Consider the following 25,904-nt stretch of genomic DNA (forward strand, 5'->3'; position numbering starts at 1 on the left):
GTCAGCGCAGGAAGCGTTCGACCGCCGCCTGGAAACGGCGCGGCTGGTCGATCATGACCATGTGCTCGGCCCCTTCGATGCGCTCGAAGGCGGCCGGGCGCGGCAAGGAGCGGTAGCCGGCGCGGAACAGGCCGTCGATATGGCTGCGCGGGCTGCGGTCGTCGGCGCTCCAGCCATAGACGACGGTGACCGGGGCGGTGATGGCGGGTAGCCGCGCGCGCAGGTCGACCGTCATCACCTCGTATAGCCCTTGGGCCAAGGTGCGCCGGTCGCCCCCCTGCCAACCCAGCGTCCCGAACAGGCTGTCGGCGGCGCCGCCCATGTCGGCCCCCATGGCGCCTGCCTGGGTCTTCAACGCCTCGTCGCCGAACAGCAGCAGCCCCTGATAGGCCAGTCGCGCCAGGGGCTCGACGTCGCCGGCCGTGGCGCCCGCGCTGATCAGGGACGGAAAGAAGGGCGAGGCGTCCACCACCATGACCCGCCCCACGCGCGGCCCGGCGTCAGCGGCGACCCGCAAGGCGATCTGGCCGCCCATGGAATGGCCGATCAGGGCCGGGTGCTGCAGACCGCGCTCGGCGATATAGCGCCGGATCTCCGCTGCGGCCGGTCCGCCGACCAGACCTTCGCCATTGCCGCCCGCCGCCACGTCGCCGAAGCCGCGCACGGTGACCAAGTGCACCCGATAGCGTCCCTCCAGCGCGCTGGCCGTCCGCGCCCACACCGCCGAGGTCGAGGCCAACCCGGGGATCAGGATGACGTCCGGCCCCTGTCCCCGCATCTCGACGATGATGCGGTCGGACTGAAAGGGCGGCGGACTGGCGGCCAGAGCGAGCGTCGGGCTCCAGATCAGGATCAGAAGGCTCAGAAGAATGCGCGTCATGGGACGAACCTAGCCCCGGATCGCGGCGAAGAGTCGGCACAAAGCCCCAGTTGAAATTTCACGGTTTCGGGTGTGAAATCCATTCATCCTGGGGAGGACACGATGAAACCAATCCTATTGACCGCCATTCTCGCCGCCGCCGCCGTCGCGGCCGGCGCCGCGGCCGCCGAAGAATGGAACGCCTTTTCGCGAAACGCCCGACTGGTCTATCTGGCCGATGTCGGCGCCATCGCCACCGTGGGCGACACGACCAGCGTGCGCGTGGCCCGCATATCCCTGCAATCGCCGGCCGGCGACTACAGTCACAAGATCGACGAATATGAAATCCGCTGCAACGCCAAGCAGGCGCGCATCATCGTCGAGGTCGAATACGGGCCGGATGGCGTTGAGTTGGAACGTTATCCTGAAGCCGACGCCGCCTGGGACGATATTCGCCCCACCAGCCTGAGCGCCTATATCGAGCCCATGGTCTGCAATGGCGATCGTGCGAGCGGGCCCAATGCGCCGTCGATCAAGGCCTTTATCGACGGCGGTCGCGGCCAGTAGCCGCCGAGCTTCCGACCTCATCGCCGCACAGCAAAACGGCCGCCCCATTGCGGGGGCGGCCGTTTCAGTTTCAGCGCCTGGTTGGAAATCAGGCGGCGGCGATCTGGGGCGTGTCCCCATCCCCCTCGGGGATGTCGTCCAGTTCGCCTTCCCACTTGGCGACCACGGCGGCGGCGACGGAGTTGCCGACCACGTTGGTGGCCGAGCGGCCCATGTCGAGCAGGTGGTCGACGCCCAGGACGATGGCGATCCAGGCTTCCGGCAGACCGAAGTAGGTCAGGGTCGCCATGATGACCACCAGCGAGGCGCGCGGGATGCCGGCGATGCCCTTGGACGTCACCATCAGCAGCAGCAGCATGAAGACCTGCTGCGAGACGCTGAGGTGAACGCCGTGCGCCTGCATGATGAACATGGTGGCGAAAGTGCAGTAGAGCATCGAACCGTCGAGGTTGAACGAATAGCCCAGCGGCAGGACAAAGCTGACGATGCGGCGACGCACGCCGACCGTCGGCAGGGCGTCGAGGATGCGCGGATAGGCGGCTTCCGAACTGGCGGTCGAGAAGGCCAGCAGGGCCGGGGTGCGGATCACCTTGAACAGCGGAATGACGCGACGGCCCAGGACGATGGCGGCAGCCACGAACAGCAGGCCCCACAGCAGGGCCATCGAGCCGTAGAAGCCGAGCACGAACTTGGCGTAGACGGCCAGCATCTCCAGGCCTTGCGTGGCGATGGTCGAGGCCAGGGCCGCGAAGATGGCCAGGGGGGCCAGCTTCATCACGAACTCGGTCACCTTCAGCATGATGGAGGCGGCCTGTTCGACCAGGTTCAGCACCGCCGGGGCCTTGTCGTCCAGCGCCGCGACCGCCGTGCCGACGAACAGCGAGAAGACCACGATCTGCAGGATCTCGTTCCTGGCCATGGCGTCAAAGATCGAGGTCGGCACCAGGTGGGTGACGAAGCCGTGCAGCGAGAAGGCGTCGGTCGAGGCGGCCGGGGCCGTCGCCAGCGCCGCCTGCGGCAGGTGCATGCCCGCGCCCGGCTGCAACAGCTGCACCATCAGCAGGCCCAGCAGCAACGACACGATCGAGGCGCCGATGAACCAGGTCATGGTCTTGACGCCGATACGCCCGACCGAGGCCGCGTCCTCCATGTGGGCGATGCCCGCCACCAGGGTGGTGAAGACCAGCGGCGCGATGATCATCTTGATCAGACGCAGGAAGACGTCGGTGATCAGCGACAGATTCGTCGCCGCCGCCGCCGCCTGATCGGCGCTCAGATACTGGTTGACGCCCCAGCCGACCAGCACGCCCAGGATCATGGCGCCGATGATGAGGTAGGCGAATATTCGGTTCATTTTCAATGTTCCAACTGCACGCGACCCACCCCGTCGGAACACCGTCCCCCCGACCGCACGAGCCTTGTCCGTCCACGCAAAAGCAGGGCGGCGGACGTCCCAAACACCCGCCGCCCCGCCGACTTCTCGCCTTTAGCTAAAGCCTATCGACCCGCCAGACCAGATCAGAATGAACGGCCCCCATTGTCGGACGCCATTGACGCCTGCCTCCTCAGGTTAGGGTCGCACCTCCAGCCCCAGGGCTTCGGCGATGGATGTCCACGGCACATATTTGAAGTTCTGATTCTCGCCAGGCAGGACGTTGCGGCCGTCCTGAGCGACCATGGCGCCGTGCTCGAAGCCGGGGCCGAGATTACGGCTCGTGACCTCCAGACCGTCCGTCTCCGACACGCCGTCAATGCCGCGCGCCCCGTCAGCGACGACGATGAAGGAGCCCAGATAGGCCTGATCGCCTTCGCGGCGGAACACGGCGTAGCTGTCATTGCCCTGGCTGGAGACGATCAGATAGCCGCGCCCGCCGCCCAGGTCATAAAGACCCACGCCTTCCAGATCGTCCTTTAGCGCCGGGTTGTCGGTGACGCGGGCGACCATGGTCATGGCCGCGCCGCCGTCCGGTTCCGCCGACAGGCGCCACAGGCCGGCGTCTTCCTCGGCCACATAGAGCTGACCCGTGGCGTCATCAGCGACGCAACCCTCGACCTGGCTGGAGAAGGCGAAGTCACGCACGCGCACCGCGTGCACCTTGCCGTTTCCGGCGTCCACCAACTCCCACTGACGCTTCTCACCGTTGGAATCGTTGATGAAGACATAGGTCTTGCCGCTGCGGGGCGAGCGATACATGCACTGGCCATAGGGATCGCCCTGACCCGTCGGCTGAACGCCGTCCGCCACATCGATCAGACGACGCGCCTCAGTGTCGAGACGATAGATGGCGACGGCCTTGTTGGTCCGGTCGCTGGCCGTGACCAGCACCACCGGCTGACCGCCCAACATGAAGCCTTCGCGCAGATCGACATTGTTCATCTTGCCGTCGGGCAGATGCTGCAGAAGGCGACCCTGCATGTCGTAGAGGTTCAGCCCCGCCTTCTTGTCCGTGCCGATGATCAGGCTGTTCGCCGGATTGGTCGGATCGGCCCAGATGGCCGGATCGTCGGCGGCGTCGCCGGGGCTGCCCACCGGCGCGGTTTCCGCCACGGCGACGACGGCGGGGAAGCGCGGCGCGGCCACTGCGCGGGCGTCCTGCGGCGTCCCGGCCGACAGGTTCAGCGCCCCGGTCAGGGCGGTGATCGACACCAGCTTGTAGTCAGGACCTGCGGCCGCATCCTCGTCCGTCACCACCAGAGCGCCTGACGGCAAGCCAATCAGCGGGGCGCCGACAGCCTGCAACGCGCCCGGCTCCTTGATCGCCGCGCCGTCGCGCCCGGTCAAACTGGCCGCACCGAGGTAGGCGTCGCCCGCGCTGCGGTCATAGATGAACAGCCGCCCGCTGGAGGCGTCGGTCGCGATCAGATAGCGCGCCCCCTGTCCGCCGTCATAGATCGCCAGAGACCCGCTTTCCTCGCTGATCCGACCCAGACCGGCCGCGTCGACCAGGGCCGGGGCCGCGTCGGCCTCCGGGTCGCCGTTGAAGCGCCAGACCCCCACCGCCTGCTGCGAGGCGTAGAGTTGGCCCGTCGCGTCGTCGGCGACGCAGTATTTGATCTTGGACGGCAGGTTGATGCGACGCGCCGAACGAGCGTCCACCCGGCCCTCGGCATCGGCGTAGAGCAGCAGTTGTTCAATCTCGCCGCCGTCGCCCACGGCGAAGGCATAGAGGCCGCCGTCGCTGGCGTTGCGCAGCAGGCAGACGTCCTCGACGGCAAAGCCCAGAGGCACGGACCGCGCCCCGACCTCGACCGGCGCGCCATCGCGCATGGCGAAAAAGCGCAGGCTGTTGTCGGTCTTGTCGGTCGACACCAGCAGGGTCTCAGCCCGGCCCTTGACCGGGAAACCATAGCGAACGTCCAGACCGCCCGCCTCGCCTGCCGAAACCCGCCCTAGGCGCGCGCCCGTCAGGTCAAGGACCTCCAGCCCGGCCAGGCCCGCCGCCGAGACCAAACGATGACCCCGCGTGTCCGCGTCCAGCACAATTACCCCGCTGCTCGCCTCGCCGGTCGAGCGGGTGTCGAGCGCCGCGGCCACTACCGGGGCGACAGCGTCCTGAGCCAAAACGGCCCCGTGTATCGCCATCGCCAGCACCAGAGCACTGGCCCCAAGAAGATTGTTCGTCAGTCGCTTGGTCATGGTCGCCCCCACACAGCCCTCGGCGCGCATGCGCCCCGGGCCCAGTAGGCAGGCTCTGCAAAGGATACGCGACGCCTGGGCGACAAGCCTGTGAGAAGATGTCAGCGACGCGCTCAAGGGCGACCATGCTGCGCCGCTGGACAGAAGCTCCCGCCACGGCGGGCGAAGGCCGACAACCGCCCCCATCCGTAAGGCTCTCCGCTTCCCGTGGCGTCTTGGCTTTGAAGCCGCATCGCGGCGGCGCGCCGGCTGCTCGGCGTCGTTCGGGAGTTCTGACTCATGCGTTCGTCGGCCATCCGCAGTCCATCTCCGCCGCTGACAGCCCTCGTCCCGCCAGCCGTCCTTGACGCCCCTCGTCCGCTGCGGACCGCCATTGTACTTCCGTCCGGATGCACCTTCGCAGCCTCAGCGCCCAATTCCATGGAGACGGTGATCCGGACCCTGGTCGCCGCCATGCCGGGCCAGGACGTTCGCATATTCTGCGACGAAGGAGCCCAAGATCACGGCATGTCCAGCGTCCTGCCGCTTCGGATGGATAATCGACGCGGCGCCCTGCTTGAGGGCCTTCGCGCGTTCCAACCCGATCTGGTCGAGTGTCATCAGCAGGTAAAGCAGGCGGTAATCCTGGCCCGCTCCATGCCTGAGGCTCGGCACGTGCTCTACCGGCACAATGGGCTGAAGGCGCCGCGTCACCTGCTCGACGCCTGGCGTTATAACGCTCGCTACGGGGCCATGGACGGGTTCATCTTCGTCAGCGCTGCGGAGCGCGCCGCCTTTACACACGCCTACCCCGCCCTGGCCAACCGAGCCTGGGCCGTGCCCAACCCCATCGACACAGGACCGTGGCTCGCCTCACCGCCTTCACCCAGCACGCCGTTGACGCCTTCGCGCTGAACGCCGCCGACTACCTCACCAAGCCCTTCGAGTTTGAAAGACTGCGCGCTGCGATCCGGCGTGCACGAACACGCCTGGATGCGCGCAATTCAGATCAACGCTTCGCCGAACTGCAAACCCTTGTCGCTTCCCTGCAGCAAACGACCGAGCCTTCGCTGCATGAGACGGAAATCTGGATTCGCCGGGCCGACGGCCTGCATCGCCAGCCCCTGGAGGACGTCGATCATTTCCTGGCCCAGGGAGACTATGTCGAACTGCACACACGCGGAGCGACCTATCTGGTGCGAGACACCATCAGTTCTCTGGAGCAGAGAATCGACCCGACTCAGTTCGTTCGCTGCCATCGCTCCGTCATCGTCAACCTGGCCTTCGTCCGAGGCGTAAGGCGTCGGACGGGGCGCAAACTGGCGCTCACCTTGTCAAACGGCCGGGAGGTCACCGTCGGCCCCAGCTATGTCGATCGCGTATCCCAGATCATGAGCATAAAGCCCTGGAGACAACCGGCATAGATGTCGGCGCAAGCCGGGGCCCTTTCCAGTTGCAATTCAGCCCAAAGCGCTGCCCCGCGCCGCAAGCAGTTCGGCCTCACAAATGCAGATTCGCGGCATCAGACCGCACCGCAACAAACGACCGGCGCAAGCTCCATGCCTGTCACCGCGTCAAAGATCTTCGAACGGCGTACGTGAAGCCCCCAGCCCGCCCCACTGTCAGATGCGCGAGCGCACCAACTGCGGCGCCTCGCCCTGCATGACCGGGGTCGCCAGCCCTGTCTCCAGACAGCAAAAAGGGCGACGAACCGAAGTCCGCCGCCCCTCCTTGATCATGCCCTCAGGCTTAGAATGGACGATAGTTCAGGCTGAGGAAGAACCGGCGACCGAACAGGTCGAAGTTGTCCGCCGTCGTATTGCCCAGCCAGCGTGCCGGCTCGGCGTCGAAGGCGTTCACCACGCCGGCGCGGACCGTCAGGTTGTCGCGAGCGGCCCAACGCACCGAGAAGTCGTGCTGCGAGAAGTCGCCCGTTTCCAGATACTTGGCGGTTGCATACAGGTCGGGGTTGGCGACCATGTTGTCCTTGTCGAAGATTTCCTGGCTGGCCTGCCAATCCCAGTCCCAGGTGAAGGCCAGGGTGTCGATCGGCGCCCAGGTGACGGTCGACAGGAAGCGCACGCGCGGCATGCCGACGGTGTCTTCGAAGTCGGTCGAATCCGCGGGATCCTCGATGTTGACGAAGTCGTGCTGCTCGATCAGCCAGTTGCCGCGGATCGAGTGGCTGAACGTGCCCCAGTTACGACCGAAGAACTCCGGCATGTCGGTACGGTAGGCGACCGTGAAGTCGACGCCCTTGGCCGTCAGCGCCGCATAGTTCAGCGAACCCTGAATGAAGCTCGTCACCATGAAGCTGGCCGGATCGCGTGTCTGCGTCGCACAGGCGCCCGCATTGACGCTGTCGCCGTTGACGCACTGATTGGCGGCGTCCTGTGCGCCGACCGTATCGATCGCGTCGTTGATCTCGATATCATAGTAGTCGAGCACGACGGACAGGTTGGGCAGCAGATAGTCCGGGGTCCAGACGCCGCCGACGGTGAAGCTTTCCGAGGTTTCGGGCTTCAGGAAGGGGTTGCCGCCGTCCAGACCCGCGACCGAGCCGCTGCCGTAGTTGGGCAGGTAGGCATTGGGCGCCGACGGATCATTGAAGGTCAGATTGAGACCCGCCGCCTTGGCCAGGGCGGTGCAGTTGGTGACGCGATTGGCGGCGATCGAGCGATCAGCCAGGTTGTTGATGACCGTGGCCGAGCAGGGGTCGAGGAAGCCGTTGGCGAAGGTCTGGCCGTAGGGGCTGTGCGTTTCGCCCAGGTTCGGCACGCGGATCGCCGTGGCGGTCGTGGCGCGGAACATGAACTGATCAACCGGGCGCCACTGGAACTGGCCGCTGTAGGTCTCTTGCTGACCGACGTGCGAGTAGTCCGAGAAGCGATAGGCGCCGCTGATTTCAGCCGAACGACCCAGGAAGCTGTCGCGGAACAGCGGGATGCTGACTTCGGCGAAGACGTCATTGGTGTCGTAGCTGGCTTCTTCGAAGTCGGGACCGGAGTTCAGGAACAGGAAGCGGCCGGCGGTGTCGCGGTCGCGGCCCGTGCCGCTGGTGATTTCCTTGCGGTACTCATAGCCGATCGACGCGCCGATCGGACCGGCGCCCCAGAAGTCCCATAGCTTGCCCGAGGAGTAGGCCATGAAGTCGTGCTGCTTGTTCTGGTCGGTCACCGTGACGGCGGCCTGCAGATAGTCCAAGCCTTGCTGGGTGAAGCCGTTCGGGCCGAAGACGCGGACCGGCGAGCAGTCGTCGATGACAGCGCCCTGACGCGAGTAGGTGACGCCACCGATGACGGCGTCCGGCACAGCGATGCCGTTGGCCTTCATCAACTGCACGCGGCAGACGACTTCGCCCGGCTTGCCGTGAACCTTGCCCGCGACGTCGATGACGGCGTCGGCCGCAGCCTGGTAGCGGACCACGTCCACGCCCAGTTCACGGTTCGAGTTGTTCATCTCGCCGTAGGTGTAGCCGGCTTCCCAGTTGACGTCCTTGACGAAGCCGATGTCGCCAGCGTCGCCACGCAGACCGACGACATAGCGTTGCAGGTCGCGGGTGTTCTGCTGGTTCCGGGCCGGGCCGTACAGCTTGTGCTGAGCGCGGGCGTCAGCAACCGTGCTGGTGATCACGCCGGCCGAGTTGAAGATGTCGCGGCGGTTGTTGGCGATCGCCTGACGCACGTCAGCCGGCAGGTAGGCGTTGTCCAGACCAAGCTCGATGGCTGTGGTCCCCGTGACGGCGCCGACGGTGTTGGGCGCCAGGGCGCGGATGTTGAAGTCATGGAAGACGCGCTGGCCGGCGTCGTAGGTTTCTTCCTCGACATACTTGGCTTCGGCGAACAGGCTGACCCGGTCGGTGATGTCGAAGTTCAGGCCGGTCTGGAAGCGATAGTTCTCCGATTCCGGCAGGCGGCTGGCCTGGCCCTGTTCGGTGTTCAAGACCTGGCCTTCGCCACCGTTGCTGACAGAGCGGCTGAAGCCCGTGCCCTGACGGATCGAACCGAAGGTGACAGGGCGCGACTGGCCCTGATCATTATAGAGGTAGGCGTTGTCCAAGCGATTCGACGGCGCCAGCGAGAAACAACCCGCCGAGAAGGTCGTGGCCGAACAGGTGTTGAACGGCACGTCGGGGTCGCTGGCGAGGCCCGGCTTGACGCCCGTCGCCAGGATGGTGACGCCGCCGAAGTTGGTGCCGCGGATATAGGTGCGGGCGTCGCGGATCAGGATCTGGTCCGGGACGCCGTCCGAGGGGGCGCTGGACGGATCGGCGTCGTTGCCGATCAGGGCCCAGGACTCGCGGCGCCAGTCGACGTCGGAATCCAGCACCTCGTCGTTGCGCTGGTATTCGCCCGACACATAGTAGTTCAGGCGGCCGTCCATCAGGTTCTGGCCCCACAGGACCGAGAGGCGCTCGCTCAGCTGATGGTCCTGGTTGATCTCGGCGATCGAGCCGTCGATCTCCAGGCCATCGAAGTCCTTGCGCAGGATGAAGTTGACCACGCCCGAGACGGCGTCAGCGCCGTACACGGCTGCGGCGCCGCCCGTGATGACTTCGGTGCTGGCGACCAGCAGGCGCGGGATGGTGTCGACGTCGACGGCTAGACTGCCCGGCTGGGAGCCGACGTGACGACGACCGTCGACCAGAACCAGGGTTCGGTTGGCGCCCAGGGCGCGCAGGCTCAGCAGCGACAGGCCGCCGTCGTTCAGATTGCCGCCCGTGGTGTCTTCCGGCACCTGCGAGGTCGACAGGGCCGGAATGTCGGCCAGGAAGTCGATGACGTTGACCTCGCCCGACTGCAGCAGTTCTTCCTGACCGATCTGGATCAGGGGCGTCGGCGAATTGGTCGGGCTGCGACGGATGCGCGAACCGGTGACGACAACCTCGCCTATATTGGTGGCCTGCTCGTCCTGGACCTGGGCCGAAGCGGCGAGCGGAGCCGCACCGATCGCCGCGACGGCCGTCAGCCCCGCGATCAGCGTCGTGCTCATGAGCCGAGATTTGTTTGCGATCATGTTGAATTCTTCCCCCAGGGCCAAGCTTGAATGAGCGGCGCATTCACCGCCAACATTCATTCAACTCTCGAACCGCACGCGACAAGAATTCATATCGCCAGAAATCAACATCATTTTCTGCAGCATCATTATCGACACGACTAAATTATTTGCACATCAACAAATATCAAAGGATCTACAACGAAATTACACACGACAATAACTACTCCATTCCAATTTAACGAAACTCCACATAGAAGGAACTCATCAAGAGATGAGGCACCCTATGCTGAAGCAGGTTCTGGCCGCTTGCGTGATCGGCGCCGCAGCGGCGACGGGTTCATATGTTCGGGCCGCGCCAGCCGAGACCGCAGCCGCCCCGGTCGACGAATCCGATGTCGCAGCCTTCCGACGCCTGCGCGCCGAAGCCGTGGCGGCGGCGAACGCGGGCGACCTCTCCCTCGCCGCCGACCGCCTGCGGCAGGCCGAAACCAGGGTCCCGAACCATCCCGGCCTGATCGTCCTGCGCGCCCGCACCGCCGCCGCACAGGGCGACGCCGCAGAAGCCGTGGCCCAGCTGACCCGCTACGCCCGCGCCGGGCTGGTGATGAACCTGGAACGTGACGCCGCCCTGTCATCCCTGTCTCAGACGCCAGGCTTCGCCGAGGCTGCGGCGCAGATCGAAGCCAACCGCGCGCCCAAGGGGGCGGACCGCCTGTCGATCGTGGCGACCGTAGCCGGCGCTGGTCTGATCGAGAGCCTGGCGCGCGACGAGGCTCGCCAAGCCTGGTTCGTTTCACGCGTCGCCGGCCGGGATGTTGCAACCCTGCATGACGACAGCCGCGTTTCCGGCTTCCTAAGCAAGGCCGCGCCTGTCGAGGGCGTTCTAGGCCTGAGCCATGACGTCGAGCGCGGCGTGCTCTGGGCCGTCAGCAGCCCGGTTCCTCCTGCGACCCACGGCCGGAGCGAGCCCGGCCCGGCCGCGCTGCTGGCGATCGATCCCGCGACAGGCGCCGTGCGCGCGACCTATCCCGTGGCCGCGGATGGACGAGAGCACGGCCCGGGTGATTTGGTGCGCGACGCCGAGGGCGCCGTCTATGTCGCCGACGGCCTAGCGGGGCGGATCTATCGCCTGCCGCCAGACGGCGCGGCGTTGGAACTCTTCCTGCCAGAGGGACGCCTGGGGTCGCCTCAGGGCATGGCGATCACGCCTGACGGCACAGCCCTCATCGCTGCGGATTATTCTTCCGGCCTGTGGAGCGCGCCGCTGAACGGCGACATGCCCGTCCGCATGGCGGCGCCGTCAGAAGCGGTCCTGATCGGCATCGACGGCCTGATCAGCGACGGCAGCGTTCTCTACGGCCTGCAGAACGGCGTCGCGCCCCAGCGCGTGCTGAAGTTGACGCCGAGCGCCGACTGGACTCGCATCGTTCGGGTCGAAGTTCTCGCCGCCAACCTGCCCCAGATCAACCAACCAACCACCGGACTGCTGCACGATGGCCATCTGGTCTTCGTCAGTCGATCTCAATGGAACGATTTCGCCCCGGACGGCGCGCTACGGACCGCCGAGCCGCAGCCAGCGATCATCGCGCGATTAAGACTGGACTAACCCCGAGCCTCACTCTCCGGGTCAGCAAGCGCCATGTGTGGACAGCTCCCCGTTGGAAGTCGAACGCCGCCTGAAGCGGGCGCAGACCATGTGCTTGGGCGGCTAGATCGGAACGTGCTTTCGGAAGGTTACGGTGGGAGTACACAGCGCCCCTGCGCCGCACCAGCGCAGCGCCAGACGACAGAAAGCCCCGCGGCGGATGGCAGCGGGGCTTTGATGTTTTGGGTGCGGGAGCAGGATTTGAACCTGCGACCTTCAGGTTATGAGGACGATTTATACTGTTTTCACATTTATCGATTGCGCCTCTTATTGAACTCCAAACCCCTACTACGCCTGACTTTCTATTGACCGCACCGCCAATCTGAATCACCGTTCCTGCGATCTATTTCGCCCTGCTTTTCCGCCGACCGCTTCCGTCTTGCTTCCACGGATTGCCCGGCCCGAAGGGCGGCGAGCTCGCTGTGAAAGGACTTGGAGATGGCCGGCGAGAAGTTGAGCAAGCGCGTGGTGGAACGCCTTGAGGTGCGCGCCAAAGACTACATCGTATTCGATGGCGAACTGCCGGGGTTCGGCGTCCGCGTGATGCCGAACGGCAAACGCTTCTATCTGATCCAGTATCGGCGACATGGCCGGACCCGTCGCATGGCGCTGGGCCAGCATGGCTTGATCACAGCTGAGGTCGCGCGGCGTGAGGCTAACCGTATGTTGGGCGCCGTGCGTGGCGGCGGGGATGATCCGGCAACGCTGCGCGACATGGAGCGTCAGGCCGCCACGGTTCAGGAACTGGGCGACCGATTTCTGAAAGAGCACGTCGCAGTCCGCTGCAAACCGACCACCGAATACGAGTACAGGCGCGCCGTTGAGTTCTTCATCAACCCCTTCTTTGGCAAGCAACGGGTGCGGACGGTGACCTCGGCCGACGTAGCGGAGTTGCACGGGAAGTATGCGCACACGCCCTATCAATCGAACCGGGTGCTGGGCGTTCTCTCCAAAATGATGAACTTGGCCGAGGTCTGGGGCATGCGGGACAAGCGCACCAACCCTTGTGACGACGTGAAGGCCTTCCCCGAACGCAAGCGCGAGCGCTTCCTGTCGCCCGAAGAGATCGAGCGCCTGGGCGCGGCCCTCCAGGAGGCCGAGCTCACAGGCGCGGAAAGCCGCTTCGCTGTCGCCGCCTTCAGACTGCTGCTGCTCACCGGCTGCCGTCTGCGCGAAATCCAGACACTGAAGTGGGGCTATATCGACTTCAGGGCTGGTCGCTTCCGGCTGCCGGACAGCAAGACCGGGCCGAAGACTGTCTACCTGGGCGACGCCGTCGTCGAACTGCTGCGCAAGCTGCCTGAGGTTGACGGCAATCCCTACGTCATCGTCGGCAAGCTGGAAGGAACCCACCTTACCGATCTCCAGCATCCGTGGCGGCGCATTCGTAAGACTGCCGGACTGGAGGATGTCCGCATTCACGACCTTCGCCACACCTATGCCTCGGACGGCGTATTGGCGGGCGAAGGCTTGCCGATGATCGGCAAGCTATTGGGGCACACGCAGGTTCAGACCACCGCCCGGTATGCGCACCTGGCCGACCACCCGGTGAGAGAAGCGGCGACGCGGATCGCTGAACGGCTGGCGTCAGCGCTGGGGTGAAGCTGGGCCACCTCCAGATAGCCCTCTCATGTTGAATGACGGTCGACCATGCATGCCCATCGGGTGCTTCAGGCCCTAAAGCGCATAGAGTTGCTGCTCGCCCGCACGCGGACCGACGCCGTCGAAGAGTGAAACAGGTTCGGCGTCGGCCAGTCGTGTCGAAAGGGCGCTGCGTGGTGTTGAATGACGTTTGAACTACAAGGTCGGCCAGACGGTCCCAAGCCCGACGGTCACCGGCGTCAACGATCGAAGATAATTCATCGCGACTCGGCCGATCTGATCCCGAAACCGATTGTCGTCGAGCGGCGCGGTCGAGGCGACCAGCCATTGCTCGTTCCCGTTGGCGGTAGGCAGGCGCAGAGGGCTCAGATAGAGGCCGGCGCGTCGCAGAGCGGCCTCGCGGCGGTCATGTCCGGTTCCGAATGCACTTCGGGTACCATCATCGCGACGGCGCGCCAGCAAACGTCCGCACCAACGCGACAGACGGGTTCGGCGTCGCAGCAGGATCAGACCTTGGGTCGCGAGCCGCGCCTTGAGGGCGATGAAGTCGGGTTCTCGCCGATGCCCTCGCGGTTGTTCGACCAGAATGATGTCGAACAACTCGACCTCCGATATCCGCAATTCCCGGCTTACCGTATCGAGGAAGGCCAAGGCGTCGTCGTTCTTGCGGTCGAGCAGGCCGATGGTGTCGGCCACATGGTCAGATCGTCGCTGGCGCTCGACGGCCTCGATCACGGCCCTGTAGCGAGCCACCGACCCGATGCTTAACCGCTGCGGGAGCATACTCAATGCGACAGCCCGACAGGAAGATGGTCTTTGTCGTGACGGCCGACCCGATCCACCAGCGTCTGTCCAGCCGCGTTCATGCCGATGACCTCGACCTCCGCGCCCTGTCTGCGGTAGCGGAAGACGACCTTGTCGACGGCTGCCACCCCGGTCAGGTCCCACAGATGCGCGTCGGTCATGTCGATCTCGACGCGCTTGGGGTTGCCGTGATGCTCGAAGGCCGCTGCGAAGACATCGGCCGAGGCGAAGAAGAGTTGTCCCGAAATGCGATAGCGCAGCACGCCGTCTTCCGGCGTTTCGATTTCCTCGACGACCACGGTCTTACCGACCTTGCGCATGAAGAAGACGGCCGAGAGGATCACGCCCAGCACGACCCCCTTGGACAGGTCATGGGTGGCGACGACGGTCATGGTTGTGGCGAGCATGACGATGGAGGACTGGAACGGCGTCGATCGTAGCTTAAGCACAGAACCCCAGTCGAAGGTCCCTATCGAGACCATGATCATCACCGCGACAAGGGCCGCCATAGGAATCCGCGCGACCCAGTCCTGAAGCACCAGGATCAGGAACAAGAGGAACAGCCCGGCCCAGAGGGTTGATAACCGGCCCCGCGCGCCAGACGTCACGTTGATGATCGATTGGCCGATCATGGCGCAGCCCGCCATGCCGCCGAACAGAGGCGAGAGGATGTTGGCAATGCCCTGGCCGCGCGTCTCGCGGTCCTTGTTTGACGGCGTGTCGGTCAGGTCGTCGATCAGGTTCGCCGTCAGCAGGCTCTCCAGCAGGCCGACGAAGGCCAGGGTCGCCGAAATGGGCGCGATGATGGCGAAGGTCTCCCATGTGAGCGGGACTGCCGGCAGGTGGAACATCGGAAGCGTCGAGGGCATCTGGCCCATGTCGCCGACCGTGCGGACATCCAGGCCGGTCATCATCACGAATGCGCTGATCAGAACGATGGCCACTAGCGGCGAGGGCACGGCCCTGGTCAGCCGGGGGAAGCCGTAGATGATCACAAGGGCCGCCCCCACCAGGGCGAAGGTCTGCCAGTTTGCGCCGATCAGTTCGGGCATCTGGGCCAAGAAAATCAGTATAGCCAGCGAGTTGACGAAGCCTGTCATGACGCTGCGGCTGACGAATTTGATGTAGCGGCCCAGTTTCAGCAGACCGATGACGATCTGGAAGACGCCGCATAGGATCGAGGCGGCGAACAGATATTCGAGGCCATGATCGCGCACGAGCGTGACCATCAGCAGGGCCATGGCCCCGGTCGCGGCCGAGATCATGGCGGGCCGTCCGCCGACGAAGGCGATGGTCACGGCGATGACGAAGCTGGCGTAAAGACCGACAGCGGGATCGACGCCGGCGATGATGGAGAAGGCGATCGCCTCGGGGATCAGGGCGAGCGCCACAACGGTTCCGGCCAGCAAGTCGCGGCGAGGATTGGCGAGCCATTGCTGGCGCGCGGAAGCGAGGAGTGTCATTCGATTTTGTCAGTCTTGTCGCTTGAGCGAACGGACCGGCGATCAGCGGGTCCTGGTCTTGCGGTTCGCTAAGGGTTTCCCGAGGGATCGGCGCCCGGGGTAGCCACCCGATCGAGTCGAGTCCGAAGTTCTACTTCTATTGCGGTTATGCGGCCCGGAAAGCAAGGTTGGGCGTGCCCGACCAAGGGCTGTCATTTCATCCAGCATGCGGCGCGTGACGGCCTAAGCCCTGCCGATCTCATGGAGTTCGACTTCCTGGCCTTGCGCCGTTGGATCGACTTCCCGCTTGCGGCTGGCCAGCCCAAGGACTGCCGCCGCCGCGATCGCCGACAGAATTGACCCGCCGATGACGCCCAATTTGACCTCGATCTGTTCGGGGGAATCGACTGCTCCGGGGAAGGTCAGCGCGCCGATGAAAAGGCTCATGGTGAAGCCGACGCCGCACAGAAGCGACACGCCATACACTTGAAGCCAACTCGCTCCGGTCGGCCGGGCTCCGATTTTCAGAGCCGAAGCGACCCAGGCCATGCCGAGCACGCCGATTTGTTTTCCGAAGAACAACCCCAGTGCGATGGCGATCACCAACGGCGTGAAGGCTTGGTCAATTGACAGGCCGGCAAAGGATATCCCGGCTTTGGCGAAGGCGAACAGCGGCAGAACCAGAAAGGCGTTCCAGGGGTGCAGGTCGTGTATCGCCTCCCTCAGCGGACTCTGATGATCTCCGCGCGGCTTGATGGGCACCATCATGGCGAAGGCGAAGGCTGTCAGCGAAGTACTGATCCCCGACAGAACAGTCAGATACCAGACCGCCGCAAAGCCCATGACCCAGAAAGGCGCAGCGATACGCACATGGTGCGCGACGACGCCGCCCATCGAGATCAGACTCAGCGCCCACATCAGCGGGACCCAATGCGTGCCCTCGCTGAAAAGGATGGCGATCAGCGCGATAGCGCCCAGATCATCGACGATGGCCAGGGTGAGCAGGAAGACACGGAGTGCTGATGGCAATCCCCTGCCGATGAGGCTGAAGATGGCTAGGGCGAAGGCGATATCGGTCGCTAGGGGGATGGGCCAGCCTTGGTGTGGAGCCCCGATCGCGCCTGACAGCAGCAGATAGACCGCTGAAGGTCCCGCCATGCCGCCCAGCGCCGCCAGCACGGGCGTCGCCAACTTCTTCGGGTTGCTGAGTTCCCCGCGCATGATTTCGTATTTGATCTCTAGCCCGACGACGAGGAAGAAGATCGCCATCAACCCCTCCTTGATCCAGTCGGAGATGGTCTCCTCCAGGCGAATGGGGCCGAGTTGAAGGACATGATAGCTTTTCAGCCACGTGAAATAGTCGCCGCTCCATGGCGAGTTGGCGACCACGATGGCTGCAACAGCGGCGAGCGCCATCGCTGTGCCGGACGCGGCTTCGGTCTTGAGGAAGCTCAGCGTTAGTCTGTGCGCCACGGCAGCCTCCAATCGACCTACTGAAGCTATCGTGACCAAGTTGTCGACGGGCGTTGGACTGGGCTTGTCGGCGGGCGACCTCAGCTTCGCCGCAGTACGACCTGGTTTCTGTCTGCGATAATGCGGCCGCCGGTCGTCAGTTCAATCTGTCTTGGTCTGCCGACCGTAGGCGGCAGGGTGACCCCGCCGCCGCGCGCCGATCAGAGATGTGTCTTGAAGAAGCGGATCATCTCGCGGTTCAGGGCCTCGTGAAACACGGCGCGGCCTGACCGGCGGTCTGGAGGCGCCTGGCTCGCGCGCACGGATCGGAGCCTTGCGCGAAGAGGGCTGGCTGGCTGCCGCAGTTGATCGGTTCTGGCGGGGCCCAGAAACTGGCGGCGATGAGCCAATGACCGCTGCCTGCGCTAAGCCGACCTGATCGCGATGGCAGAGGACGCTCTACCGCATCTGGAAAGCCTCGCTGCGAGGCCCTCAGAAGGCGAGGGTTCCCGCCACACCGGCCAGAACCAGCGTGATGGGTATCGCCAGTTGCGCCCGCCAGCGATAGGCGGCGACGAGGGCGGCACCGAAGATCGCCAGTGCGAGCGGCCAGTATGGAGCCGTGTCGACCAAAGAGGCTCCCAGTTGAAGGACGGTGGCGACGATCAGGCCAACGACGGCGGCAGCGACGCCGTCCAGCAGGGCGTGCAGCGACTTGTTCTCGAGGACCAGTTCCAGGCGATCATAAAAGATGAGGGAGAAGCTGAAGGCCGGAAGGAAGATGCCGGCCGTCAGCGCCAGCGCGCCCGAAAATCCGCCGCCGGCGTAGCCGACGAAGGTTCCGAAGATGATGAGAGGCGCCGGGATCACCTGAGCCAGGGCGACGCCGTCCAGGAACTGGCCGTCGCTGATCCAACCGCCTCTTGCGGCGTCGGCCCGCATGACCGGGATGGCGGTGTAGGCGCCGCCGAAGGTCAGTAGGCCCGCTTTCAGACCGGTGAAGAAAAGAGCGGCGACGGACGCGCTCATCGGCGCGAGGGCCGCCGCCGTGACAAGGGGGGCGCTGTGGTCGTTGAGCCAGTAGCGCGCCGCCAGACCGATCGAGAGCGTCAGGATGAAGAGCGCGACCGCTGTAACGCGGCGGCCCCTTTGGGCCAGGGCGTAGGCCAGGCCGGCCGCCGGCAGGATCAGCCAGAAACTCACGCCCAGCAGCGAGGCTGAGCAACTGGCGGCGCCGATGATCCAGAGGCTACGGTCGATCATGACGTGCCGGCCGATCCGGTGGGCGGCCCGCACGATCACGGCCAGGACAGCGATCTGAACCCCGATGAAGGCGCTGGTCATCCAGCCCGACTTCACGCCGATCGAGAAATAGAGCCAGGCCAGAACCAACATCAGAACGAGGCCGGGCAGCATGAACCCGAGTCCGGCGAGGACGCCGCCGATACGGCCTCGCGCCCTCATGCCCAGGTGGACACAGAGTTCGTGGGCCTCCGGGCCGGGCAGGACCTGAAGAACGGCGAGCAGCCGGTTGAAGCGCTCGCTCGACATCCACCGGCCTTTGTCGATCAGCCTGTGCCGGATCATGGCGATCTGGGCGACCGGACCGCCGAACGCCAGGACGCCGAAACGCAGGAACTGTAGGAAGAGGGCGCCATAGCTCAGATGCGGGGGACGAAGATCGTCAGGGCCGTTGGACATCATCTGGCTTCCGTCAATCGACACGACGCTTGAATCACGGTGGAGCACTATGGCTTCCGTCCCATGCCATCAACAGTTCCTCGGCTCGTCTCCGATGCCGACTGCTACGAGGGGCCGACTAGGCGTCAAGCTGATCTGATCGCGATGGCGGACAGGTCGTTGACCGCATCGATTGGCGTGTCTGAGGCCTTTCGCTCCGAATAGCGGTCCACCAACTGGTCGGCATGGGCGCGGGTCAGGACGGTGAAGCGCACCAATTCCTCCATCACATCGACGATGCGGTCATAGTAGCTGGACGGCTTCATTCGGCCGTCGTCGTCGAACTCCATGAAGGCCTTGGCCACGCTGGACTGGTTGGGGATGGTGATCATCCGCATCCAGCGGCCGAGCAGGCGCAGGGTGTTGACGGCGTTGAAACTCTGCGAGCCGCCGGAGACCTGCATGACCGCCAGGGTGCGGCCCTGGGTCGGACGCATGCCGCCCATGCTGAGCGGCAGGTGATCGATCTGGAGTTTCATGATCCCGGAAATCTGGCCGTGGCGCTCCGGGCTGCTCCAGACCATGCCTTCCGACCACAGGGCGTGTTCGCGCAGTTCGTGGACGGCGGGATGGTCGTCGTAGTCGACCTGATCGGTCAGCGGCAGGTCGGACGGATCGAAGATGCGCGTCTCGCAGCCCATGACGCGCAGAAGGCGCGCGGCCTCTTCGACGCACAGGCGGGAAAAGGATCGATCTCGCAGCGAGCCGTAGAGCAGCAGGATACGGGGCGGATGATCGTTCGGACCGAGGCCCCGCGCCGGCCGGCTGGACAGGTAGGCCGGGTCGAGTGCGGGCAAGTGGTCAGGATCGGGCAGGACGCGAAGGCGGGTCATTGGGTACGCAACTCCTTAAACATGAAAGCCGCCGAGGCCGGGCACAGGGTGCTGAACTGCCGGGAGGCGGTGACGGCGGGCGGCGCCGCCGAACGCGGCAGTACGACGTAGCCGTGCCGCTCAAAGAAGGCGGTCGCCGAGGTCGTGAGCAGGTAGAGACCCGGCGCCTGCTGCTCGGCCGCGCTGGCTTCCAGCCAGGACAGGATCGCTGCGCCGTGGCCGGCGTTCCGACGGTCGTCGATGACGGCGATGGAGCGGATCAGGACGTCTGGCCCGACCTGTTCCAATCCGCCGTAGCCGATCAGCCCGGCGTCGTCCGCGAAGCGGTAAAAGCATCGGCCGGGCTGATGGAGATCGTCCGTCGGCAACCCGGCGGCCTCCAGCGCGGCGATCAGGTCGGAGGTGGGCTCGGGCAACACCACAGCGTTGAAGGCCATCAGCAGGCATCCTTCTTTGGGGCGGTCGCGGGGAAGTAGCGGCGACCCAGTCGCAGGGCGACGGACACCAGAAGGATCAGCACCGGCACCTCGACCAGCGGGCCGATGACGGCGGCGAAGGCGACCGGCGAGGCCAGCCCGAACGCCGCGATGGCGACGGCGATCGCCAGTTCAAAATTGTTGGAGGCGGCAGTGAATGCCAGGGCCGTGGTGCGCGGATAGTCCGCCTCAATCAGCCGTCCCATCAGGAAGCTGACCACGAACATGACGAAGAAGTAGATCGTCAGCGGGATGGCGATGCGCAGGGCGTCCAGCGGCAGGGCGACCACCTCGCCGCCCTTGAGGCTGAACATGGCGACGATGGTGAACAGCAGGGCGATCAGGGTGATCGGCGCGATACGCGGCAGGAAGCGCGTCTCGTACCAGTCGTTCCCCTTTCTCGCGACCAGGGTGCGCCGGGTCAGGAAGCCGCCGAGGAAGGGCAGGCCCAGGTACACCAGGACGGCGGCGGCGATGGTCCAGATGCTGACGTCCACCACGCTGCTCTCGAGCCCGAACAGGGGCGGCAGCACGGTCAGGAAGAGCCAGGCGTAGAGGCTGAAGAAGGCGATCTGGAAGATCGAGTTGAAGGCGACCAGACCCGCCACATACTGGTTGTCGCCGCGCGCCAACTGGTTCCAGACCAGCACCATGGCGATGCAGCGGGCCAGGCCGATCAAGATGACGCCGGTCATGTACTCCGGCTGATCGCGCAGGAAGATGACCGCCAGGACGAACATCAGCACCGGCCCCAGCACCCAGTTCTGGAACAGGGAGAGCACCAGCACGCGCTTGTCGGCGAAAACGCGCGGCAGTTCCTCGTATTTCACCCGCGCCAGCGGCGGATACATCATCAGGATCAGGCCGATGGCGATGGGGATATTGGTCGTGCCGATCGACAGGCCGTCGATCCAAGTGGGAAGGCCCGGCATAACCGTGCCTAGCAGCACGCCGAACGCCATTGCCGCGAAAATCCACAATGTCAGCCAGCGATCCAGGAAGGACAGGCGGCGCTTCGGCTGTTCAGTAATCACGGCATTGACCATCAGCGGACCCTCCGCCCCTCCGCCCCTCGGCGTCGATGACGACTTCGCCGTCCTCCTTGGTGAAGGGCTTCAGGCCCTCGGACGGCAGGAGGTTGAGAACCGCCTCGGACGGCCGGCACAGCTTCACGCCTAGCGGCGAGAGCACGATCGGACGGTTCAGCAAAACCGGATGGGCTTCGATGGCGTCCAGCAGTTGATCGTCCGTCAGGGCGGGATCGCCCAGCCCAAGTTCGGCGAAGGGCGTGCCCTTCTCGCGCAGCAGGCTGCGCAGCGGGACGCCCATGCGCTCGACTAGGGCCATGATCATAGCGCGGCTGGGCGGCGTCTTCAGATACTCGATGACATGAGGCTCGATCCCGGCGTGGCGGATCAGGGCCAGTGCGTTGCGAGACGTCCCGCAAGCGGGGTTGTGATAGATGACGACGTCCATGGGAGCCTCAGGTGCGACAGGGGTTGAGTTCAGCCAGCAGCGGCTCGCACAGTTCAGCGCGGCCTTGGCAGCAGTCCTTGAGCAGGAACAGCACCAGCGCCTGGAGGCGGTCCAGGTCTGCCCGGTAGATGATCGAGCGGCTGCGACGCTCCGAACTGATCAGGCCGGCGCGGGACAGGACCCCGAGGTGCGCAGACATGGTGTTGGCGGGAACCACGAGGGCGTCCGCGATCTCACCGGCGGGCAGACCCTCAGGTTCATGCCGAACCAAGAGGCGGAAAGTCTCTAGGCGCGTGGGCTGCGCCAGAGCGGCGAGGGCGAGGATGGCGGGTCCAGATTCCATACTTCCAAAAATATGGAATTATTTTCAAAACCGCAAGTCCTGCGCGTCGGGCAGGTCAACGGAGATGCCGAGCCTTCTTGATGATCGCCGCTATGCGTTCCTCAACGGCTGACCTTACCGGAGTAGTAGGTGACGTTCGTATTGACGCGTTTGGCCGGCAAACGCGTCATTCCTGATTGCCGCCACGAACGGCGGGAAATGCCAGAATTTTTCTGCGACTGGAATTCGGAGCCACTATTACTGTCGGTGCGCCAGCGCCAATGGAGCCGCCCGATCAGCAAATCGCGTGTGTGCGGGGCGTGTGAAGGGCGCTCAGATTCCGGTTGCGAGGGGGCATCGCCTTCCAGCCTCGAAAGTGCTATCTTTCAACGACTTTTGCGGGAAGCGGATTGAGCGCCGGTCGCCTCGTGGCATCATGAGTGGCACGGGGGTTCTGACCAAAAAGCTTGCTTACGAAGTTGTTGGAGAAACGGGGTTTTTGCACACCCTCCCTTCGTGTCCTTCCTATTGTTCGAGCACGATGACTTGGGCACCACGGCGGGCCACCGCCATGATCTCATGAATCGTGTTGCGACGCCGATAGGAATCCTGACTGTTAAAGGGGTCGTCGAAGACGACCACGCGCTCGGCGATATCTGCCTCGCGTTCCAGCTCCGCGAGGAAGAAGGCCATCGCCAGCGTCGTCCGGTCGCCCGCACTCAGCGTGTTCTTGAAGCTCTGACGATCGTCACCCGTCCGGCCGTCGCCTAAAGCCACTTCGACGTTATCGATCCGCAGTCGATAGGTGCAGGTCGCAAGGCCACCAGGATAGGCGTGGTCGACGTCGACGATCTCAAAGCCGGCGTTGAAGAGATGCAGGAAGTGGTTGATCCGTTGCTCATAAGGTTTGACGACCTGGCGACAATGCTCCTCCAGTTGCGCGCGCACGGCCGCTTTCGCGGCATTGTTCGCCGTCCGCGCTTCTACCGCCTCGCGCCATGCTCGACTCGCCTCGCCCCCCTCCGGACCATGCCGGCGAGCCACCCGTTCCAAATCGCTGATCGCGCGGCGCAAGACGGCCTCATCCGCAGCCGCCGTTCGCGCACGGGTCGCCTCAATAGTGACGTTGGCCCGATCGACGGCCCGGTTGTAGGCCGCTAGCTGGCCTCGGATCGCATGGATCTCCTCAGCGATCTCGGCGATGTCCCCCTCCCGATCAACGACCTCGAGCGGCCGGGCCGCTTTGCGCTCCACAAGGCTCCGCAGTTTGTGATGGACGCTCAAATAGGCGTCCCTCAGCTGGGCCAAGGCGGGCAAGTCCTCGCCCAAGTCGCAATGCTGGCCCCAGAATTGACGAGCCGCGCCATTCGCGATCGCCGACGCCCTAAGCTCGGCAAAGACCTCGGCTCCGAACTGCAGATCGATGTGTTGTCCGAGCGTCTCGATTTCATCTCGCAAGCCGCGATAAGCCTCTCCGAACAATGCCCGATAGGATTGAACCAGAGGCAGCCCACCGACACCGTCCCGGGCACAGAACGGGCAGTCGTCCTCGTCCGTCAAATGACGAAGCCCATGCTCGAGCCAGCGTTCGCCGTCGCAGAACCTGTGACGCGCCAGATGCGCGCCGACGCGCTGCTCGACCGCCGGGTCGGCCCCGTCGATTGTGCGACCCATCATTTCCCTCAAGTGCGCTGGCAACGTCGGGAGCGTTACCGCCTGCAGGCCAGCGCGCTCCCGGATCTGCGCCGACTGCTGCTGCGCGGCCAGCGCGGCACGCGCGTCAGCAAGTTTGGCGGCCAGCTCGTGATCCGCTGGCAGTTGGTCGAAGGCCTGGGCCGCGAGGCCGGCAGCCATCGGCTCCAGCCTGCGTTCGGCGGCGGTCGCGGCCTGCGTGAGCGCTCTCCCTGCTTCGCCCAGCCGCGCCTCCTCCCGCGCTAGACCCACGCCATTCCGGCCGACGACGACGCGATACAAATTCCGCCGATTGGCGACGTCGACTAGGTCCCCGCTGTGGACATTCTCCGCGACGAAGGTCCCATCGAAGATTGAGAGCTTCGGCTCAGGTCCCGGCCAGGCGTCGTTCTGGAACGTCCGCTGTGCGCCGGACCATAGCAAGTTCACCTGCTGCGCCGCGTCTACGCCGAGCGTCTTGCGACCTACCACCAGTGCCGGTTCGTTCCGCTCCAAGGATCTCAGCACCGCGCACAAGGTCGTCTTGCCGAAGCCGTTCGGCCCGAAGATGAACGCGTGACGAGACAGTTGAGGATTCGGCTGGGCGGCCGAACTCCGAAAGCGTCCGACGTTACGGATGCCGATTATTCTTTGAAGCATTTGGCCCTCCCGCCGCTACCTTAGCGCGCGGCGCGAAGCACATGCTAGCCACTGGAAGTGGACCTCGCGACCTAGGTGCCTCTTTGCTGATCGACTTCGCTGCACAAACACAAAGCGGTCATTCCGAACCGCCGCAATGAGTCAAAGAACGTCCTTTGCCATTTAGTGACATCGGTCATTTGGCGGGCAAGCTGTCCGCAAGGAAAGCTTAGCCTAGCCCAATGTCAGAATTCATTAGGGGGCATCGCGCGAACTATCCGCGCCAAGGCTTCCGCCAGATAGGCCTGAACCACGGCGCGCTCGATGCCGAGTTGTTGCCCAATCTCGTCAAAGGACAGGCCCGCCATCCGGTGCAGCAGGAACACGTCCCGCAGATCGGCCGGCAGTTGCAGGATCGCCTTGGCTAGGGCCCGCTTCTGATCAGCGGCAGCCGAGCGCCTTGAAATGCGTCGTGGCGAGGCCTTCTGGCGGTTCATGTGTCTGCCTGCCCATTGTCGTCTATGGCGGCCACCACAGCCGATAGAAGGCCGCCGACAACCTTATCGGCGGCTTCCGGCGTCATCAGGAGCACGGGCCTGCCCTGGCCAAAGGATAACGCCCCGGAAGCATAGAGCGGGCTGAGGGCGGCGGTCAGTTGAGGAAGTCCGTCAGGCAGATGGCGCAGGCCTGCCATACGAGCGCATCTCAGCGCCTTAAGCAGATCATGCCGCAGGTGAATACGGTTCCAGTCGTCCGTGATCCCGCGCTGGAGAAGGTAGGCCTTCAGAGCCAGTTCAATGGCGATGGCCAGAAAGTAGGAGCGAGACCCGTTGATCTCCGAGTCTCCGGCTTGGGCCATTTCCTTGAAAGCTCGAGCATTCCCCGCAAGCGCCTGGGCCAAACGTCGGTCAGGGTCCCGACGAGCGCGGGTCATGACGTAGGCTTCAAACGTGAGAGATCGCGGGCGGCGCGGACGATCAGTCCATGCACAATGCGGTTTTCCTCCGGCGCCAGGAGGCGTTCGGCGACTTGGAGGTTCGCAACGACGCCCTCGATATCGATAGCCGGTGTCTTGGGCAGGAAGCGCAACCAGCGGCGCAGGCGGCGATCCATCAACCGCAGGCGGGTGTTTATGTCAGTAAGCCCGCTGGCCCGCTCCGCCCGATCGCCATCCGCGTCTGACATGGCGAACCAACCCCGCTGGCGCTCAAGGCGCGCCAAGGCCACCGCCCAAATGTCTAACTGCCGGGCATACTCGTCATTGAGCGCCAGCCACTGTTGGTGCCAGGATACCCTCTGGAAATCAGGCATGCGGAACCTCCCGCGCAAACGCTCGGTCGCCCAGTCCTCGCTGAGCGGTGGAGTTTGATGGAATCTCCACTACACTCGACTGAATTTCAGCGACGATGTCAATGAAATTCCGCCACAGAAAGAGGAATTTCAGTCATGATGCATGCTGTGCAGGTTCGTATGGCTCGCGCTGCGCTCGGAATCAGCGTTCGCGAGTTGGCAGAACGATCCGGTGTCGCCGACTCCACCATCTTGCGTTTCGAGACCGGCAAAGGGGCGATCCTCACCACTAATATGGCTCGGATTCAGAACTCGCTCGAGGAAGCCGGGGTCGTGTTCATTCCGGCAGACGCTACCGGCGGACCAGGTGTTCGACTGAAGGCCTGACCTTCACCAACGTCGCTATGGCGGACTTACGCCGGGCCGCGAGAGGACTGTCAGGGGTGAGCGCGGCACGCGCTCATCGCTGCGC

At 64.7% G+C, this 25,904-nt stretch carries 23 protein-coding genes and 1 other annotated feature; of the genes, 6 read left to right on the forward strand and 17 right to left on the reverse strand.

Going from position 1 to position 25,904, the window contains the following annotated elements; genetic code table 11:
- Position 1: 1 nt before the first annotated feature.
- Positions 2-880: an alpha/beta fold hydrolase gene (locus ACR9FL_RS15945; RefSeq protein WP_436356328.1), complete on the reverse strand. Its 879-nt coding sequence runs from the start codon at positions 878-880 to the stop codon at positions 2-4.
- 102 nt (positions 881-982) lie between these two features.
- Between ACR9FL_RS15945 and ACR9FL_RS15950 the strand changes: the two genes are divergently transcribed.
- Positions 983-1,426: a hypothetical protein gene (locus tag ACR9FL_RS15950; protein WP_146112141.1), complete on the forward strand. Its 444-nt coding sequence runs from the start codon at positions 983-985 to the stop codon at positions 1,424-1,426.
- An 88-nt stretch (positions 1,427-1,514) separates the two neighbouring features.
- Here the strand turns inward: ACR9FL_RS15950 and ACR9FL_RS15955 are convergent, their stop codons facing one another.
- Complete coding sequence (locus ACR9FL_RS15955) at positions 1,515-2,780, reverse strand: dicarboxylate/amino acid:cation symporter (RefSeq protein ID WP_436356329.1); 1,266 nt, start codon at positions 2,778-2,780, stop codon at positions 1,515-1,517.
- 216 nt (positions 2,781-2,996) lie between these two features.
- A complete protein-coding gene (locus ACR9FL_RS15960; RefSeq protein ID WP_436356330.1) occupies positions 2,997-5,063 on the reverse strand; it encodes a phytase in 2,067 nt (688 codons plus the stop codon).
- 429 nt (positions 5,064-5,492) lie between these two features.
- Here ACR9FL_RS15960 and ACR9FL_RS15965 point away from each other — a divergent pair, with 429 nt between their 5' ends.
- A complete protein-coding gene (locus ACR9FL_RS15965; RefSeq protein ID WP_436356331.1) occupies positions 5,493-5,957 on the forward strand; it encodes a glycosyltransferase in 465 nt (154 codons plus the stop codon).
- Positions 5,906-6,466 carry a LytR/AlgR family response regulator transcription factor gene (locus ACR9FL_RS15970; protein ID WP_436356332.1) on the forward strand — a complete coding sequence of 187 codons (561 nt, stop codon included), beginning with the start codon at positions 5,906-5,908 and terminating at the stop codon, positions 6,464-6,466. The genes ACR9FL_RS15965 and ACR9FL_RS15970 overlap by 52 nt, the downstream gene beginning before the upstream one ends.
- 325 nt (positions 6,467-6,791) lie before the next feature.
- Here the strand turns inward: ACR9FL_RS15970 and ACR9FL_RS15975 are convergent, their stop codons facing one another.
- Positions 6,792-10,034 carry a TonB-dependent receptor domain-containing protein gene (locus ACR9FL_RS15975; protein WP_436356333.1) on the reverse strand — a complete coding sequence of 1,081 codons (3,243 nt, stop codon included), beginning with the start codon at positions 10,032-10,034 and terminating at the stop codon, positions 6,792-6,794.
- Between the two features lie 289 nt (positions 10,035-10,323).
- Here ACR9FL_RS15975 and ACR9FL_RS15980 point away from each other — a divergent pair, with 289 nt between their 5' ends.
- Both ACR9FL_RS15980 and ACR9FL_RS15985 read left to right on the forward strand, forming a co-directional pair.
- A complete protein-coding gene (locus ACR9FL_RS15980; protein WP_436356334.1) occupies positions 10,324-11,646 on the forward strand; it encodes an SMP-30/gluconolactonase/LRE family protein in 1,323 nt (440 codons plus the stop codon).
- A 477-nt stretch (positions 11,647-12,123) separates the two neighbouring features.
- Positions 12,124-13,287 (forward strand): tyrosine-type recombinase/integrase, encoded by a 1,164-nt coding sequence (locus ACR9FL_RS15985; protein WP_436356335.1) that lies wholly within the window; start codon positions 12,124-12,126, stop codon positions 13,285-13,287.
- Between the two features lie 195 nt (positions 13,288-13,482).
- On the opposite strand, the gene ACR9FL_RS15990 is transcribed toward ACR9FL_RS15985, so the two are convergent.
- From ACR9FL_RS15990 to ACR9FL_RS16050, 13 genes are all read right to left on the reverse strand, one after another.
- Complete coding sequence (locus tag ACR9FL_RS15990) at positions 13,483-13,983, reverse strand: hypothetical protein (protein ID WP_436356336.1); 501 nt, start codon at positions 13,981-13,983, stop codon at positions 13,483-13,485.
- A gap of 89 nt (positions 13,984-14,072) precedes the next feature.
- Entirely contained in the window at positions 14,073-15,554 is a 1,482-nt protein-coding gene (locus ACR9FL_RS15995) for a SulP family inorganic anion transporter (RefSeq protein ID WP_436356337.1), read from the reverse strand.
- 73 nt (positions 15,555-15,627) lie between these two features.
- Positions 15,628-15,681, reverse strand: a sequence feature (sul1 is cis-regulatory element that is thought to sense ions involved in sulfur or methionine metabolism; They are found in Alphaproteobacteria).
- A gap of 95 nt (positions 15,682-15,776) precedes the next feature.
- On the reverse strand, positions 15,777-17,006 hold the full coding sequence (nhaA, locus tag ACR9FL_RS16000) for a Na+/H+ antiporter NhaA (protein ID WP_436356338.1): 1,230 nt from the start codon (positions 17,004-17,006) through the stop codon (positions 15,777-15,779).
- 471 nt (positions 17,007-17,477) lie between these two features.
- Positions 17,478-18,686: a chromate efflux transporter gene (gene chrA / locus ACR9FL_RS16005; RefSeq protein WP_436356339.1), complete on the reverse strand. Its 1,209-nt coding sequence runs from the start codon at positions 18,684-18,686 to the stop codon at positions 17,478-17,480.
- Between the two features lie 125 nt (positions 18,687-18,811).
- Positions 18,812-19,558: an arsenical resistance protein ArsH gene (arsH, locus tag ACR9FL_RS16010; protein ID WP_436356340.1), complete on the reverse strand. Its 747-nt coding sequence runs from the start codon at positions 19,556-19,558 to the stop codon at positions 18,812-18,814.
- The gene (gene arsN2 / locus ACR9FL_RS16015) at positions 19,555-19,995 is read right to left on the reverse strand and encodes an arsenic resistance N-acetyltransferase ArsN2 (protein WP_436356341.1); all 441 of its coding nucleotides are present in this window, start codon (positions 19,993-19,995) and stop codon (positions 19,555-19,557) included. Before arsN2 ends, arsH begins: the two co-directional genes overlap by 4 nt.
- Complete coding sequence (gene arsB / locus ACR9FL_RS16020) at positions 19,995-21,080, reverse strand: ACR3 family arsenite efflux transporter (protein ID WP_436356342.1); 1,086 nt, start codon at positions 21,078-21,080, stop codon at positions 19,995-19,997. Before arsB ends, arsN2 begins: the two co-directional genes overlap by 1 nt.
- Entirely contained in the window at positions 21,058-21,510 is a 453-nt protein-coding gene (arsC, locus tag ACR9FL_RS16025) for an arsenate reductase (glutaredoxin) (protein ID WP_436356343.1), read from the reverse strand. Before arsC ends, arsB begins: the two co-directional genes overlap by 23 nt.
- A gap of 7 nt (positions 21,511-21,517) precedes the next feature.
- A complete protein-coding gene (locus ACR9FL_RS16030; RefSeq protein ID WP_436356344.1) occupies positions 21,518-21,853 on the reverse strand; it encodes an ArsR/SmtB family transcription factor in 336 nt (111 codons plus the stop codon).
- A gap of 504 nt (positions 21,854-22,357) precedes the next feature.
- Positions 22,358-24,163, reverse strand: coding sequence for an AAA family ATPase (locus ACR9FL_RS16035; protein WP_436356345.1), 1,806 nt, complete (start codon positions 24,161-24,163; stop codon positions 22,358-22,360).
- Between the two features lie 224 nt (positions 24,164-24,387).
- On the reverse strand, positions 24,388-24,639 hold the full coding sequence (locus ACR9FL_RS16040; RefSeq protein WP_436356346.1) for an RNA polymerase sigma factor: 252 nt from the start codon (positions 24,637-24,639) through the stop codon (positions 24,388-24,390).
- The gene (locus ACR9FL_RS16045) at positions 24,636-25,076 is read right to left on the reverse strand and encodes a hypothetical protein (RefSeq protein WP_436356347.1); all 441 of its coding nucleotides are present in this window, start codon (positions 25,074-25,076) and stop codon (positions 24,636-24,638) included. The genes ACR9FL_RS16040 and ACR9FL_RS16045 overlap by 4 nt, the downstream gene beginning before the upstream one ends.
- Complete coding sequence (locus tag ACR9FL_RS16050; protein ID WP_436356348.1) at positions 25,073-25,453, reverse strand: hypothetical protein; 381 nt, start codon at positions 25,451-25,453, stop codon at positions 25,073-25,075. Before ACR9FL_RS16050 ends, ACR9FL_RS16045 begins: the two co-directional genes overlap by 4 nt.
- Positions 25,454-25,588: 135 nt before the next feature.
- Between ACR9FL_RS16050 and ACR9FL_RS16055 the strand changes: the two genes are divergently transcribed.
- The gene (locus tag ACR9FL_RS16055) at positions 25,589-25,819 is read left to right on the forward strand and encodes a helix-turn-helix domain-containing protein (RefSeq protein ID WP_200167877.1); all 231 of its coding nucleotides are present in this window, start codon (positions 25,589-25,591) and stop codon (positions 25,817-25,819) included.
- Positions 25,820-25,904: the final 85 nt, after the last annotated feature.

The organism is Brevundimonas sp. CEF1 (assembly GCF_051353055.1).
GTDB lineage: Bacteria > Pseudomonadota > Alphaproteobacteria > Caulobacterales > Caulobacteraceae > Brevundimonas.